The sequence below is a fragment of the Protofrankia sp. CiT1 genome, from assembly GCF_917627335.1.
Classification (GTDB): domain Bacteria; phylum Actinomycetota; class Actinomycetes; order Frankiales; family Frankiaceae; genus Protofrankia.
Window position 1 is genome coordinate 1 of sequence record NZ_CAKJTP010000105.1, and the last position, 14350, is coordinate 14350.

Annotated in this window: 14 protein-coding genes; 11 read left to right on the forward strand and 3 right to left on the reverse strand. The window is 67.0% G+C overall.

The window, feature by feature from the left end:
• Positions 1-774 (reverse strand): toll/interleukin-1 receptor domain-containing protein (locus MJ785_RS15550; protein ID WP_239381487.1); only part of this gene is annotated, 774 nt, incomplete at its 3' end.
• 438 nt (positions 775-1212) lie between these two features.
• On the opposite strand from MJ785_RS15550, the gene MJ785_RS15555 reads away from it, so the two are divergent.
• The 5 genes from MJ785_RS15555 (at position 1213) to MJ785_RS15575 (ending at position 7073) form a co-directional block, all read left to right on the forward strand.
• Positions 1213-2172 (forward strand): ABC transporter ATP-binding protein, encoded by a 960-nt coding sequence (locus MJ785_RS15555; RefSeq protein ID WP_370652959.1) that lies wholly within the window; start codon positions 1213-1215, stop codon positions 2170-2172.
• Complete coding sequence (locus tag MJ785_RS15560) at positions 2169-2990, forward strand: ABC transporter permease (RefSeq protein ID WP_239310962.1); 822 nt, start codon at positions 2169-2171, stop codon at positions 2988-2990. The genes MJ785_RS15555 and MJ785_RS15560 overlap by 4 nt, the downstream gene beginning before the upstream one ends.
• Positions 2991-3063: 73 nt before the next feature.
• Positions 3064-3771: an MOSC domain-containing protein gene (locus tag MJ785_RS15565; RefSeq protein WP_370652960.1), complete on the forward strand. Its 708-nt coding sequence runs from the start codon at positions 3064-3066 to the stop codon at positions 3769-3771.
• Positions 3772-4057: 286 nt separating this feature from the next.
• Positions 4058-4849 carry a class I SAM-dependent methyltransferase gene (locus MJ785_RS15570; RefSeq protein ID WP_370651628.1) on the forward strand — a complete coding sequence of 264 codons (792 nt, stop codon included), beginning with the start codon at positions 4058-4060 and terminating at the stop codon, positions 4847-4849.
• Between the two features lie 505 nt (positions 4850-5354).
• A complete protein-coding gene (locus tag MJ785_RS15575) occupies positions 5355-7073 on the forward strand; it encodes an arylsulfotransferase family protein (protein WP_239381493.1) in 1719 nt (572 codons plus the stop codon).
• Positions 7074-7180: 107 nt separating this feature from the next.
• On the opposite strand, the gene MJ785_RS15580 is transcribed toward MJ785_RS15575, so the two are convergent.
• Positions 7181-7738, reverse strand: coding sequence for a GNAT family N-acetyltransferase (locus MJ785_RS15580; RefSeq protein ID WP_239377236.1), 558 nt, complete (start codon positions 7736-7738; stop codon positions 7181-7183).
• A gap of 320 nt (positions 7739-8058) precedes the next feature.
• Between MJ785_RS15580 and MJ785_RS15585 the strand changes: the two genes are divergently transcribed.
• Positions 8059-8244 carry a hypothetical protein gene (locus MJ785_RS15585; RefSeq protein ID WP_239310957.1) on the forward strand — a complete coding sequence of 62 codons (186 nt, stop codon included), beginning with the start codon at positions 8059-8061 and terminating at the stop codon, positions 8242-8244.
• A 168-nt stretch (positions 8245-8412) separates the two neighbouring features.
• On the opposite strand, the gene MJ785_RS15590 is transcribed toward MJ785_RS15585, so the two are convergent.
• Positions 8413-8730, reverse strand: coding sequence for an MTH1187 family thiamine-binding protein (locus MJ785_RS15590; protein ID WP_239381495.1), 318 nt, complete (start codon positions 8728-8730; stop codon positions 8413-8415).
• Positions 8731-9306: 576 nt separating this feature from the next.
• Here MJ785_RS15590 and MJ785_RS15595 point away from each other — a divergent pair.
• From MJ785_RS15595 to MJ785_RS15615, 5 genes are all read left to right on the forward strand, one after another.
• Entirely contained in the window at positions 9307-9951 is a 645-nt protein-coding gene (locus tag MJ785_RS15595) for an ABC transporter permease (protein ID WP_239310955.1), read from the forward strand.
• Positions 9948-11159 carry an ABC transporter ATP-binding protein gene (locus MJ785_RS15600; protein ID WP_239377238.1) on the forward strand — a complete coding sequence of 404 codons (1212 nt, stop codon included), beginning with the start codon at positions 9948-9950 and terminating at the stop codon, positions 11157-11159. The genes MJ785_RS15595 and MJ785_RS15600 overlap by 4 nt, the downstream gene beginning before the upstream one ends.
• Positions 11156-11959 (forward strand): ABC transporter permease, encoded by an 804-nt coding sequence (locus MJ785_RS15605; RefSeq protein WP_239377239.1) that lies wholly within the window; start codon positions 11156-11158, stop codon positions 11957-11959. The genes MJ785_RS15600 and MJ785_RS15605 overlap by 4 nt, the downstream gene beginning before the upstream one ends.
• 116 nt (positions 11960-12075) lie before the next feature.
• Entirely contained in the window at positions 12076-13056 is a 981-nt protein-coding gene (locus MJ785_RS15610; RefSeq protein WP_239310952.1) for a glycine betaine ABC transporter substrate-binding protein, read from the forward strand.
• A 179-nt stretch (positions 13057-13235) separates the two neighbouring features.
• Positions 13236-14207, forward strand: coding sequence for a MoxR family ATPase (locus tag MJ785_RS15615; protein WP_239310963.1), 972 nt, complete (start codon positions 13236-13238; stop codon positions 14205-14207).
• Positions 14208-14350 lie beyond the last annotated feature (143 nt).

Genomic DNA, 14350 nt, shown 5'->3' on the forward strand with positions numbered 1-14350 from the left:
CGCCTCGGTGAGCCCGGCCCGGCCGAACACGTGATGCGCCCCGAACTGGGTGTCGGAGATGTGCAGCACCGTGACGGCCGGCTCGGTGCCGCCGCCCCGGGCGCCACTCGAAGCGACAGCGGCGGTGCTGGCCGTGGCGGTGCTGGCGTCAGCGGCGGGCACCGGTCCAGCCATCGCCGTGGTGGTCGGGTGCCGCGGGAGCGCGGTGGCCGGCCCTGGCCATCGTCGCGGCGGTAGCGCGGCGCGCCTCGCAGGGCCGTCCGGGCCGGGGAACAGCGGGGCCACGGTGGGCTTCGCCCGGCCTTCGATGGACGCGGTGATGCGTGTGAGCAGCGTGTCGGCGGCCGTCGCCTCGTCACAGCCGACCAGATCGATGTGGACAATCGACCGCAGCAGCCCGCCAGGCTGGCACTCCGCGACCCGGACCGGCACGATCCGGCGTTCGAGCCCCTCGGGGTCATCCGGCCAGATCGTCAGCCACTCGGCGTTGCCGTACCGGGAGTCGGCCAGATACGCGGGGGACAGGACGGGCACCACCCGGGCCGAGGCCGGCAGCGTGCGGTGCATGCCGGCCGCCCAGTTCGTGCCCGGCACCAGGTCCCATTTCTGCACGAACACCCGGGCGGAGCGTTCACCGAAACGTACCCGCCCCTCCAGCTGCCAGGCGATCCACTCCGCCCAGGCGGCGTCCACGCCGGTGTAGCTGACGAAGAAGTCGTAGTCGGCACCGTCAGCGGGTTGTGTTGTATCAGTTGCGTTACCCCCGTCACCCATAGGTCAAGAATGTCACAATCCGCCCCTGGCCTGGCTGTGGGGCGTGTCAGGCGCGTAGCCCATTGTGATCATCGTGTTGCTTCCGGCGGGCGGGTGCTCCCTGAAACCCAGCCGCGCAGGGCCGTTCCCGGTGTGATAACAGGTAGTGATTGAATGAGCGCTATACAGTAGCAGGATCACGTGTCCGCTGGATGTGGACGGTGTGTCGCGAAGGCGTCCTGTCGGCGATGGCGATGTCTTCCGTATGAGACCCTGCCGGGCATGAGGTCATCCCTCACGGTGACAGAACCGGCCGGCGCGGAGGCGGGGAGCGCCATCGACGTCCGGGGGCTCAGGCAGACCTATGAGCTTCGGCCGGCTGGGCTCCAGGTGACGCGGCCTGGGTCGCGACGGGTGAAGCCCAGGCGTGGCGGGCAGCCAGCGCATGGCAACGGGCGGCTGGACGAGCGCGGCCCGCGGGTGGGCGTGCTGGAGGCCGTCCGCGGGATCGACTTCACCGTCGCCCACGGGGAGGTGTTCGCGCTGCTCGGGCCGAACGGCGCCGGCAAGACCTCGACGCTGGAGGTTCTGGAGGGCTACCGGGTTGCCGCCGCCGGTGAGGTCCGCGTTCTCGGTTACGACCCGGCGGACAGGGCGACCGCGCTCGACCTCCGGCGGCGGATCGGCATCGTCCTGCAGGATATTGCCGTCGATCCCTACCTCACCGTCGCCGAGACGGTGGAGCGGCGGCGGTTCTACTACCCCGATCCTCGCCGCACCGACGAGGTCCTCACGTTGGTCGGGTTGACGGAGAAGGCGAAGGTGCGGGTCGCGAAGTTGTCCGGCGGGCAGCAGCGGCGGCTCGATCTGGCGCTCGGCATCGTCGGGCGGCCCCGTCTGTTGTTCCTCGACGAGCCCACGACCGGATTCGACCCGTCAGCCCGGCGCGGGGCGTGGGATCTTGTCCGGTCGCTGCGTGATCTCGGCACGACGATCCTGCTCACCACCCATTACATGGAGGAAGCGCAGCAACTGGCCGACCGGGTCGCGGTGATGGCGGCTGGCCGGATCGTGGCCGAGGGCCCGCCGGACTCCCTCGGCGGGCGGGACACCGCCGCCGCGCACATCACGTTCACCGCACCGCCGGGGGTACGCGCGGCGGACCTGCCGATGGCGGCCACCGTCACCGGCGAGCAGGTGCTGATCGAGACCGGCGAACCCACCCGCACGCTGCACGTCCTGACCGGTTGGGCCGTCGACCGCGGGTACGAACTGCCTGGGCTGGCCGTGACCCGTCCCAGCCTGGAGGACGTCTACCTGCAACTGACCGGCGCAGGCGCAGATGCGGACGCAGGCGTTGACGGCGGCGCCGACGCCACAGCCATGTCGGGCACGGCAGCCGTGAGGGGGACGGGGTGACCGAAGCGAGGCGCGGGCCGAGCGGGCGGGCGGGCGGCGGGCTGGGCGGTGAGGTGCGGCTGATCGTCCATCAGGCGCGGTTCGAACAGCTGACCTTCTGGCGTAATCCGGCGTCGGCGTTCTTCACCTTCGCCTTCCCGCTGATGTTTCTTGTGATCTTCGCGTCGCTGAACACCGGGACCACGATCGATTTCTTCGGTGGGCTGAACTACAACCAGTACTTCATCCCGGGCATCATCGCCTATGGTGTGATCGCCGCCTGTTTCATGAACGTGGCGTTGAAGCTGGCGATCCGCCGCGATTCGGGTCTGCTGAAGCGGGAGCGCGGCACGCCGTTGCGGGCCCGGGACTTTCTTGCGGGTCTGCTGCTCAACCAGCTTCTGGTGGCGATCCTGCTGGTGGTCCTGACGGCACTGTTCGGCGTGCTCTTCTATGGCGTGACGTTTCCGGGTCACTACGTTGCGCTGCTGGTGGCGCTCGTGGTGGGGGCGGCGACGTTCTGCGCCTGTGGTGTCGCCGTGGCCGCGATGGTGCCGAACGCGGACGCCGCCCCCGCGGTCATCAATCTCGTGATGTTTCCGATCCTCTTCCTGTCGGGGGTCTTTTTCCCGGTCAGGCCCGGCTCCACCATCTCCCACATCGCCAGCGTGTTCCCTGTCCGGCCGCTGGTCCAGACCATCTTCGCCGCGTTCGACCCGCGGCTGCCCCACGGACCCGGCAACGGTTTCGCCTGGGGTGACATCGGCATCATGGCAATCTGGTTCGTCGTCGCCTCGATGTTCGCGGTCCGTCACTTCCGGTGGGAGCCACGGCGATAACAGCCGTCCGTTATCATGGCTGGCGATGTCGTGAGGGGGAGCCCGCGGTGCGTCCGAGAACTGTTTGATTATGATTTCTCTGCTGTCAGTGAATCTTGGGGCCGCCAGCCGTACCGAGTACTCGGAAATCGGTATGACCGGTATTGACAAAAGGCCGGTCAGCGCCGCTGTCGAGGTGCGTGCTCCTGGTCCCAAAGGCGTCGGCGGGAGTGGGCTGGTCGGTGACCGGGTCTGCGACCTGAGGCATCACGGCGGGGACGACCAGGCTGTTTACGCGTACGCGCGGGAGGATTTGGACACCTGGTCGGTGGAACTGGGCCGGCCGCTGCCATGCGGGGTGTTCGGGGAGAACCTGACCACTGTGGGAATCGACATCACAGCCGCGCTGATCGGGGAACGCTGGCGGGTCGGCGAGCATGTCGTGCTGGAGGTCACGAACCCCCGCATTCCCTGCCGGACGTTCGCCGGATGGCTCGGTGAACAGGGCTGGGTCAGGACCTTCACCGACAGAGCGGTCCCCGGGGCCTACCTGCGCGTCATTGAGGCAGGGATGATCCAGACCGGCGACCCGGTGACGGTCATGGGCCGGCCCGATCACGATGTCACGGTCGGGCTTGTCTTCCGGGCGCTCACCACGGAGCCGGGGCTGCTGCCCCGGCTGCTCGTCGCCGACACGCTCGCGGACGAGGTCAGGCAGCGAGCCCGGCGGCGCCTGCCCGTCGAACTGCCTGCCGAACTGCCTGCCGAACTGCCTGCCGACCTGGACGATGCCAGCGGCTGACGCCAGCGTGCGCATCGCGCGTGGAGGATCGGAGGATGCGCTGGCACCGCACGGAACATGAGCGGGCGTTCTCAAGATCCGAACTGTATGGAGATCGACTTGGGGTGCAAGGCCGGAGCGAAGGGAACGCCTCGCCGATGTCGGCGAAACATCCGCAGCTGCCGGTGGGCAGTTTCTGAGGTGATCGATCTTATATAGTGAGATGATCATCTCGAATGGTAGAACATGATGCTACGGTCAACGGGTGGACGCCGATGAGGGAGTACAAGCTGGTGGGCAGCGTGCGATCTACACGCACGGGCATCACGAATCGGTGTTGCGATCGCACCGCTGGAGGACCGCGGAGAACTCCGCGGGATATCTGCTGCCGCACCTGAGGCCGGGAATGGCCCTGCTCGATGTCGGGTGCGGCCCTGGAACGATCACTGTTGACCTGGCCGGCCGGATCGCTCCGGGGCGGGTGACGGCTGTCGAGGTCACCGAAGCGGCCGTTGAGCTCGCCCGTACGCAGGCACGGGTGCGAGGCCAGGGCAATATCAGCTTCGTGGTCGGCGATGTCCAGGCACTGGACTTTCCCGATGGCTGTTTCGATGTGGTCCACGCCCACCAGGTACTGCAACATGTCGGCGATCCGGTACAGGCGCTCCGGGAGATGCGCCGGGTCTGCAAGCCCGGTGGCATGGTCGCCGCGCGCGACAGTGACTACGCCGCCTTCACCTGGTATCCGGCCATCGCGGAGCTCGACGAATGGCTGGCGCTCTACCACCGTGCGGCATACGCGAATGGCGGTGAACCCGACGCCGGGCGCAGGCTGCTGTCCTGGGCACGCCGGGCCGGCTTCGCCGCCGTCACCGCGACCTCGAGCACCTGGTGCTTCTCCTCCTGTCAGGATCGGGCTTGGTGGGGTGAAATGTGGGCCGACCGGATCCTGAATTCCGCTCTCGCCCAGCAGTTGGTGGCAACCGGGATGGCCGACCAGCGTGACCTCCAGCGCATCTCGTGCGCGTGGCTGAACTGGGCGGCGGCCGAGGACGGCTGGTTCTCGATCCTGCACGGCGAAGTTCTCTGCACAGCCTGACAGCGGTCGATGTGCACATGGGACGGCCCGGCCCAGGCAGCCGCCGAATTGTCTGACCAACCCCGTGCTGCCGCGTCCCCTGCTGTCGGTCGCTCCAAAGCCAGCTGGCAGGTAATCCGCTGGTCGAGATCCCGGTCCTCGTGGCCAACTGCGCACATGTGGCGCTGTGCCGCGCTGACGCGTGTTTTCCATGAAGCGAGTCTTCGAGCATGGCGGGTACGCCCGTTCCGGGCAATGCATTTCGTGAGCCGACAGCCCTGACTTTGTCGGTAACGGTGACCGGGCGGGCGGCTCGCCGGCGCTGTCCCGTTACGGTTGACGGCCAGCCGGACCGGCCGGCGTGTCGGCGGTGGCAGAAGCTTGGTCCCGACCTATTCTTGCTGGCGTTCCGCAATGCTGTGGGGCAACAGAACCGGTGCGCGTAAACGGTATCGGGATAATAGCCGTGCCAAGGGCTCGGATACCTCAATCGGACAGCGGCGTCCGGTGCCAAGGGAGGTCGGCAATGGCGGTGCGAAAGCTGTGGGCGCGCGGCGCAAGAAGAGGGATGGGCGGCCTGGGTGCCGGTGTGCTTGCTGCTGGGTTTGTCGTCGGGGGCGGGGTGTCTCCGGCCGCGGCGAACTGGCAACCGGACTCGTCTCGCCTGTGCGCGACGGAACCCGCCCCGCCGTCGGGAGATTTTGGCACACCGAGCACGCCGGCGCCGATCACGTCAGGCAGTGACGTGTGGAGCTTTGTGTCCGAGCCGGACCTGCATCCCATGCGGGTTACCGTGACCGCGCGGCAGCCGGGCACGGCCCCTGGGCACATCTTTGTCGGTCCCTACAGCCTTGGCCAGGTGGTCGGCCAGACCGGGGCACTGACAGTCGACAACTCCGGCGATCCGGTCTGGTTCCGTCCGCTGCCGTCCACGGCCCTCCAGAACGCCGACGTCAAGGTTCAGACCTATCGCAACTCACACACTGGAAAGACTCAGCCGGTGCTGACCTGGTGGCAGGGATCCATCGCCATTCCGCCGACCTACACGAATCTGCCGGGCGGCGCGCCCGAGCCAGGCGGATGCTACTACATTTACGACACCAACTATCGCCTGGTCAAGACGGTCTCGGCCCGAAACGGTTTCAACGCGGACGAACACGAATTTCTCCTGACCAGCCGGGGGACCGCGCTGTTTCTCGCGTCTAAACCAGTGCCGATGGACCTCCGTCCCTATGGGGGCTCGAAGGACGGGGCCGTCCTGGACAGCCAGGTTCAGGAGGTCGATCTCGCAACGGGGAAGCTCGTCTTTTCGTGGGATATGCTGGAGCACGTGAACCTGGCGGACTCCGAGGTGTCGGCCGCTGATACCTCGTCATCCGGCGGGGTGTGGGATCCTTACCACGTGAACTCGATCGACGAGGGCGCCGGAGACCAGCTGTTGATCTCCGCTCGAAATATGTGGGCGATCTATGACGTTGCCCGGAGCACCGGGGCGATCAACTGGCAGCTCGGCGGCCGGAAGAATGATTTCACCTTCGGTCCTGACGCGGATTTTTATTGGCAGCACGACGCACGATTTCTGCCGGGAAACAGGATCAGCATGTTCGACGACGGCTGTTGCAACCAGCCGGGCGGCGCACCCGAACAGCAGTCACACGGCCTGATTATCGGTCTTGACTTCAGCAACCACAGCGCGACCGCCGTGCGGACCTACTATCATGCGCCACCGTTGTACTCGGCATCCCAGGGAAATACCCAGCGGCTCGCAAACGGCAACAGGTTCATCGGGTGGGGGCAGAGTTCGTACTATTCGGAGTACGCGGCCGCGGGGAACGCTGAGAACAACGGCCTACGAAGCCTGCGCTACGACGCGAAGATGCCGGGTTCCAACATCTCGTATCGAGCGTTTCGGAACGAGTGGGTCGGTATTCCGTACTACCCGCCGAGCGTGGCGGTGCGCGCCGAGGGCGGGCACCACGTCGTCTACGCCTCCTGGAATGGTTCGACGGAAACGAGAGCGTGGCAGGTGCTCGCCGGACCGGACGCCGACTCCCTGTCGGTGGTCGTTGGACACGCCAGCCGGTCCGGCTTTGAGACGGCAGTCGCGACGAACAGCCCAGGACCGTACTTCCAGGTGCGGGCGCTGGACGTGACCGGAAAGGTGCTGCGGAGCTCCAAGGTGGTGAAGATCGACGGCATCGACGGCATCGACATCGACATCGACGGCGGTATCGACATCGATTGATCGCCGGCCGATACCGACCACGACCGTCACCGTGTTCCAGCCGTGGATGCGGACCACCGCCTACCAGCAGTTGCCAGGCGCGGATGAGCCGCTCCTGATCGAACGCCCTATCCTCGGGCGCTCTTATCGCTGTCCAGCATGAGCAGCATCGGTACGTAGACCTTGCCCGCCGGGTCGTCCGTGTCGGGTTCGGGGCCGCCGGCCAGCGTGAAGCCATGGCGGGTGTAGATACGCACCGCGGCCGTGTTGGTGGGCACGACCCACAGCCGGACGCCGATCGCGCCAGCCGTTCGTGCCCAGCCCACGGCGGTGTCGAGGAGCGTGTCGGCCGCCCCTGTACCGCGTATGGCCGGCGCGACCCACAGGGCGGCCAGTTCGCGGAACTCGGGCGCCAGCGATGGCTGGTAGACGTCGACCATGCCCATCGGACCGTCGTCCCGTTCCGGGTCGTAGCCCGCCGGGTCGTCCCGTTCCAGCAGGAAGGTCGCGTGCGTGTCACCTGCCGAGTTGCGTAAGGCGTGCGCCCGCCAGTCCGCACTGGGACGGGCGCTCTCGCCCGCCAGGGTCTGCCAGAAGGACATGGGCGCATCGGCCAGGGCCGCCAGCCGGACGGCACGCAGCCGTTCGGCGTCGTCCGGATTGATCCGACGTGCACGGATGATCATACCCATGTCACCAACACCCGGACCGCATGGCTCTCAGCAGGGCGGCACTGGACGCGAGCCGGCACCATCCACACATTACAAGATCTGTATATGGCCGGGCGCGACGGCGGATCGCGTGGATCAGGGCGCAGCGGCCCGTACCCCTGGCTGAGCCTGTGAGCGGGATCGAGCAACCCGACATTCGCCTCATAGTCGAGCATCTGTATACTTAGGACGAAATTACATCCGATTCACCCCACTCCGGCAGGCCCCCGTATCACGACCAGATCCAGCCCTGGGTACGGGGGTTTCGTCGTCTTTATGGTCACCAGGAGGGCGTCATGATCGAGTCTGTCAGCGAGATCGCGGCGGTACTGGCTGACGCGGTCCAGAAGAGCCACGATACGGCGGTCCGGCTCGATCGAATAGGCGCACTCACTGAGATCGCGGGGTGGCATCTGGAACGGGGCAGCACCACCGAGGTCGCGCGGCTCCTGGCGGAGATCCGGGAGGTGGTGGCCGGGTAGCCCGAGCCCGTCAACAGCCGTGCGCTCGACTGGCATCCGACGACTGGTATCCGACGGAGCGCCGTCGCGTCGCGGCTGGGGCCGCCGCGACGGCGGGAAGCGGCGGAAGCGCTGGGAAGCGGCGGAACGGAAAGTGCCGGCTGGTGGGCCGGCTGCTTACCGCGGGTCCTACCGCGGGTCACCGGCTGGCGCGGGCCCGGCAAGCCGCCGCTCGATCGAGGCGACCTTTCTGTGCAGCGCGTCGGTGACACCGGGACGAATATCAGCCCTGAGCACGAGGCTTACCCGTCTGGATCCCCCGACGACGGCGTCGACCGCCTGTCGCACGACCGTCATGACCTCGTCCCACTCTCCTTCGATCATCGTGAACATCGCGTTCGTCTCGTTGGGGAGGCCGCTGGCACGGACCACGCGCACGGCTTCGGCCACCAGGTCGCCGACGTCCTCGCCGAATCCGATCGGTGTCGCGCTGAAAGCTACAAGCATGATTCATGATCTATCACGCGGCGCCTGCCCACGGAGGCCGGATCAACAAGGCGTTTGACGTGATCTCCAGGGCTGTGCGGCCCTGACCGCGGAACCGGTGGGGAACTGGCCGGGGAACTGGGCGGCCGTGGCATCCCGACGATGGCGCGGACCTGTCATGACGTCCACTGTCAGCCCGTATGGACAACATCGCTGTATATGTCACACTCACCAGGACGTGGCCCTCTTCCGGAAAACTGATCTCTGGTAGGAGCGTAATTCATGGCGGGTTCCGCTTCTTCTCCGTGCATCCGTACGCTCTTGGTATGTTGTTGCCAAATCACGAGAGGCTACGTAAAGTAGGCAAACATTACACAGGGAGGTTCACCGCGCGAGCGGGCCGGTGAACCCATGCGCCTGGAGTTCCTCGAAGACCGCGACCCCACGGAATGGATGTTGATGACAGTCATGCCCGCAGAAAGACCGTCGAATGCCTGGATGAGTTCCTGGCCGGCGTGCTGACGCGTCCACCGAACCCCGCGGCCCGGACCGGGAACTGACTCCCGCGGCCACGCCGTCAACGAGCTGGAGACGCTGATGAGCTTCGCCGACTATCTCTCTCAACGCTGGCCGACGTTAGTCGTGCTGTTCCTGGAACATACCGAGGTGGTGCTGATCGCGGTCGCCATTGCCACCGCTGTCGGGATCGGCATCGGAGCCGCCGTCGAAGGCCATCCGCAGGCCAGTCAGATCGCCCTCGGCATAGCCAGTACCATGCTCACCATCCCGTCCCTCGCGTTGTTCGGTCTGCTCATTCCGCTGCTCGGGTTGGGCTTCGCCCCCACTATCAGCGCTCTGGTCCTCTACGCGATCTTCCCGATCCTGCGCAACACCATCACCGGACTGGAATCGGTGCCCAGCGCGGTCGAGGACGCGGCGCGTGGCATGGGGCTGGGCCGGCTGGACCGGCTGCGGCGGATCCGTTTACCGCTGGCCTGGCCGGTTGTGCTTACCGGCATACGACTCGCCACGATTATGACCGTCGCCATCGCCGCGATCGCCGCCGCTGTCGCCGGCCCAGGCCTGGGCGAGCTGATCTTCACCGGGCTGGCCCGCATCGGTGGGGCCAACGCCCTCAACGACACGCTCGCCGGAACGCTCGGCGTCGCGTTGCTGGCCATGCTTCTGGACCTGCTGTTTGTCGTGCTGTCCCGGCTCACCGTTTCCCGGGGCCTTCGATGACCGACCGCTCCACCGCGGTTCCGCCGGACGACGTGATGATCCGGCTGGAGCGGGTCAGCAAGCACTATCCCGGCCAGTCCGCGCCTGCGGTTTCCGAGCTGTCGCTGGACATCCGTGATGGCGAGATCGCCGTGCTGCTCGGTCCTTCCGGCTGCGGCAAAACCACCACTCTCCGCCTGATCAACCGGCTGATCGAGCCGAGCGCGGGCAGGATCTTCCTCAACGGCGAGGACGTCACCAGGGCTGACCCCGACCAGCTGCGTCGACGCATCGGTTATGTCATCCAGCAGGTCGGCCTGTTCCCCCACCTGACGATTGCCGAAAACATCGGTCTCATACCGCGGACCCTGAGGTGGGACAAGAGCCGCGTCCGGGCCCGCGTCGATGAGCTGCTTGACCTGGTCGGCCTTGAGCCCAGGGCGTACCGTGGCCGCTACCCCAAACAGCTTTCGGGCGGCGAGCAACAACGCGTGGGAGTGGCCCGAGCCCTGGCCGCCGACCCACCCGCGATGCTGATGGACGAACCCTTCGGAGCCATCGACCCGATCACCCGGGAACGGCTACAGGACGAGTTTCTGAACCTGCAAGCCCAGATCCGCAAGACCATTGTGCTCGTCACCCATGACGTCGGTGAGGCGGTCAAACTCGGCGACCGCATTGCCGTGCTGGCCGAGCGGGCCAGCCTGGTGCAGTACGACACACCGTCGAAAATATTGGCCGAACCAGCCGACGGGTTCGTCAGGTCGTTCATCGGAACCGGTGCCGCGATACGCCGGTTGCGCCTCGAACCGGTCGGCTCCATCGCGCTCGAACCCGTCGAGGTCGTCCATGCCCGTACCGGCGCCGCCCCCGCTGAGCGGGGGCCCGATTCCGGGCGTGCTGTGCTGGTGGACGACACCGGGGGAGTGCTGCGTTGGCTGCATCCCACCGACCGTCGCGCAACCCGGACGGCCGGGAACGACCTCCCCGTTCCCATCCCCGCCGTCCCTGTCCCCATCCCCATCGCCGTCGTACGGACCGACCAGAGCCTGCACGACGCGCTGGACGCGATGCTGCACGCCCGCGATGACAGCGCGGTCGTCATCGACGAACAGGGACATCCCGTTGGCGCGCTCTCCTGGTCATCCGTTGTGCGGCAGTCTCCCGCCCGAGCTACGCGGCCGCGGCCGCCCGCGGAACCAGCCCGCCTGTCAGAGGGGCGGCGATGAGCGCAATCGCCGCGCTCGCGGATCAGGAACCGCCCGAGACACCACGGGCACCGCGGGAATCCGCCGGCCGAACAACCTTTCGCCGCCTGCTCGGCGTGCTGGCCACCCCGGCAGTGCTCATCGCGGCGTGCGTGGCGCTGTTGGCCTATCTGCACGCCCAGAACCTCGACGACATCGAGCGGCGATCGATCAGCCCGCAGCTCATCACCCAGCGGCTGATCGAGCACATCGAACTGGTCGCCGTGTCCACCGCACTGGTCATCGTGCTGGCGATACCGCTCGGCGTGCTGCTCACGCGACCACGGTTACGCCGGTTCGTCGCCCCGCTGCTCGCCCTGGCCAACATCGGCCAAGCCATCCCCTCCATGGGGGTGCTGGTACTGCTCGCGGTCACTGTCGGTATCGGGTTCCAAAAGGCGGTGATCGCGCTCGTACTCGTGTCGGCCCTGCCGGTGCTGCGTAACACCATGGTCGGCCTGCGGGGCGTTGACCGCTCGCTCATCGACGCCGGCCGGGGGATGGGGCTGACCAGAACCGCCGTGCTGTTCCGGGTGGAACTCCCGCTGGCCGTCCCCGTGATTCTGGCCAGCGTCCGGATCGCGGTGATCCTCAACGTGGGCAGCGCGACGCTGGCCGCGTTCACCAACGCCGGTGGCCTGGGCGATTTCATCAACACCGGCATCGCGCTCAACCGGACCCCGGTCCTGCTCACCGGTAGCGTCCTGACCGCCGTGCTCGCGCTGACCAGCGACTGGCTTGTCGGCCTCGCCGAACGTCACCTGCGTCCCCGTGGCCTTTAGACCGTGGCTTTGGACCGTGGCCTTGTGAGCGTGGCTGAAAAGTCCTGGCCGCGGCTCGTTGCGAACATCTCCTCCCGCGCACCTTCATCAACCCATCTGCCCCAAGGAGAAGCATCATGCGCCCACTGCCGGGCCACCGCCCGCGCCGCATCCGCATTGTCCTTGCCGTGGTCCTCACCGCTGTGACCGCGGGGTGTTTCAGCTCCAGCGGCGGTACCGTCAAGGAAGGCAGCCTCGCGCGGGGCGTCTCGCTGAAGGGCGCCACCTTCACCGTCGGGTCCAAGGAGTTCACCGAGCAGCTTGTCCTCTGCCACCTCACCAGCCTCGCCCTGCGCTCAGCCGGCGCGACGGTTCAGGAGAAGTGTGGACTACAGGGCAGCAACAGCACCCGCACCGCGCTGACATCGGGCAGCATCGACATGTACTGGGAATACACCGGGACCGCCTGGGTCAACTATCTTAAGCACACCGACCCGATCAACGACTCGGCTCAGCTGTACCAAGCCGTCGCACAGGAGGACCTGGCACAAAATCACGTCACCTGGCTCACCGCGGCACCGGCTGACAACACCTACGCCATTGTGGTGAAGACCAGTACCGCCAAAGAGCTCAGCGTCAGCTCGCTCTCCGACTACTCCCGGCTTGTGCGGACCGACCCGTCAAAAGCGTCCATGTGCGTCGCCAGCGAGTTCGCCGGCCGTAATGACGGCCTGCCCGGCCTGCAGAAGGCGTACGACTTCACCGTGCCCAAGGACGGTCTCGCCACCATCGCTGAGGGCGCCATCTACAGTGCGGTGGCCAAGAACAATCCCTGCAACTTCGGGGAAGCCGCCACCACCGACGGGCGTATCAGCGGGCTCGGCCTGAGCGTCCTGAACGACGACAAGCGTTTCTTCCCCATCTACAACCCCGCGCTCACCGTCCGCGAATCCGTCTACAAGGACCACCCCGACCTCGCAAAGATCATTAATGCGATCGCGCCTGCCCTGACCGACGGACTTCTCCAAGAGCTCAACGGTGACGTCGACATCAAGGGCCAGGACCCCACCCAGGTTGCCCGTACCTGGCTCCAGAGCAAGGGTTTCATCGGCACCTGAGCGGAAGCCGAGCACACTGCCAGCCTGTCGCCCGTGCTCCGCCGGCAGGGCCGGAAGCGCTCGTTTGTGAATACCTGCTGTGGGCGGTATCGGCGCGCCGCCGGCCGCCCACAGCGGTTACGTATCCGCTGCCCGGCCGTTGGCGCGGCGCGCCTGGCTACGATGTCGTCGTGTCCACGATGCCAACCAGCGGTGCCGGCCCGTTCGATTTCGCGACCGCCTTCCAGGCTCTTGTCGACAACGTCGAACTGGTGGTGCGGGGAAAGACCGAGGCGGTTTCGCTGGCGCTGACCTGTCTGTTCGCCGGTGGGCATCTGCTCATCGAGGACGTTCCGGGGCTGGGCAAGACGTCGTTGGCCCGGTGCGTCGCGGCATCGTTGGACGCGTCCTGTCACCGCATCCAGTTCACCCCGGATCTGCTGCCGTCCGACGTCACCGGGGTGACCGTCTACCGCCAGGGAAGCGGTGAGTTCGCGTTCCATCCCGGGCCGGTGTTCGCCCATGTGGTGGTGGCCGATGAGGTGAACCGGGCGTCGCCCAAGACGCAGTCGGCGCTGCTGGAGGTTATGGAGGAGGGGCGGGTCACTGTTGACGGCCAGCCCCATGCGGTGCCGCTGCCGTTTTTCGTCGTCGCCACCCAGAACCCGGTCGACATGGACGGCACGTATGCGTTGCCCGAGGCGCAGCTGGACCGTTTTCTCATGCGAGTACGGATGGGTTATCCGGATCGTCAGTCCGAAGTGGCGATTCTGCGTAATCGCCGGTCGGGTATGCGGGTGGAGGACCTGAGCCCGGTGCTGTCCACCGATGAGGTACTGGCGCTGGTCGCCGCGAGCGCGCGTACCCACGTCGCGGACACCGTGCACGAGTATGTGGTTGACGTGGTCTCGGCAACCCGCACGCTGCCGCGGCTGCGGCTGGGCGCCAGCCCGCGCGGCAGCATTGCCCTGCTGCGTGCGGCACAGGTCCGGGCCGCCGCGGCGGGGCGCACGTTCGTCACACCGGACGACGTCAAGGCGCTCGCCGCATCCGTGCTCGCGCATCGGCTGCTGGTGGCACCGGACGCGGAACTGCGTGGTTACACCGCCGAGGATGCTGTCCGCGAGGTGCTCGAGTCCGTACCGGTGCCCCGGTCGCTGGCTGGAGTGTGACCGGTATGCCCACTCGCCGATCCCGGCCGGTGGCAGGTGCCGCTGGTCCGGCGGAGACCATCCGGGCGGCCGGCGGGAGCGCGGGCGGCGCGGCCCGATCGATCGAGTGGCCCGTCCCGGGAGCCGGCGGGAGCGCGGGAGCC

Bases quoted from the DNA above. Each gene is read 5' to 3' on its own strand.
- MJ785_RS15575 (WP_239381493.1), top strand. From the start codon at position 5,355: ATGGCGGTGCGAAAGCTGTGGGCGCGCGGCGCAAGAAGAGGGATGGGC.
- MJ785_RS15580 (WP_239377236.1), bottom strand. From the start codon at position 7,738: ATGATCATCCGTGCACGTCGGATCAATCCGGACGACGCCGAACGGCTG.
- MJ785_RS15585 (WP_239310957.1), top strand. From the start codon at position 8,059: ATGATCGAGTCTGTCAGCGAGATCGCGGCGGTACTGGCTGACGCGGTC.
- MJ785_RS15590 (WP_239381495.1), bottom strand. From the start codon at position 8,730: ATGCTTGTAGCTTTCAGCGCGACACCGATCGGATTCGGCGAGGACGTC.
- MJ785_RS15595 (WP_239310955.1), top strand. From the start codon at position 9,307: ATGAGCTTCGCCGACTATCTCTCTCAACGCTGGCCGACGTTAGTCGTG.
- MJ785_RS15600 (WP_239377238.1), top strand. From the start codon at position 9,948: ATGACCGACCGCTCCACCGCGGTTCCGCCGGACGACGTGATGATCCGG.
- MJ785_RS15605 (WP_239377239.1), top strand. From the start codon at position 11,156: ATGAGCGCAATCGCCGCGCTCGCGGATCAGGAACCGCCCGAGACACCA.
- MJ785_RS15610 (WP_239310952.1), top strand. From the start codon at position 12,076: ATGCGCCCACTGCCGGGCCACCGCCCGCGCCGCATCCGCATTGTCCTT.
- MJ785_RS15615 (WP_239310963.1), top strand. From the start codon at position 13,236: ATGCCAACCAGCGGTGCCGGCCCGTTCGATTTCGCGACCGCCTTCCAG.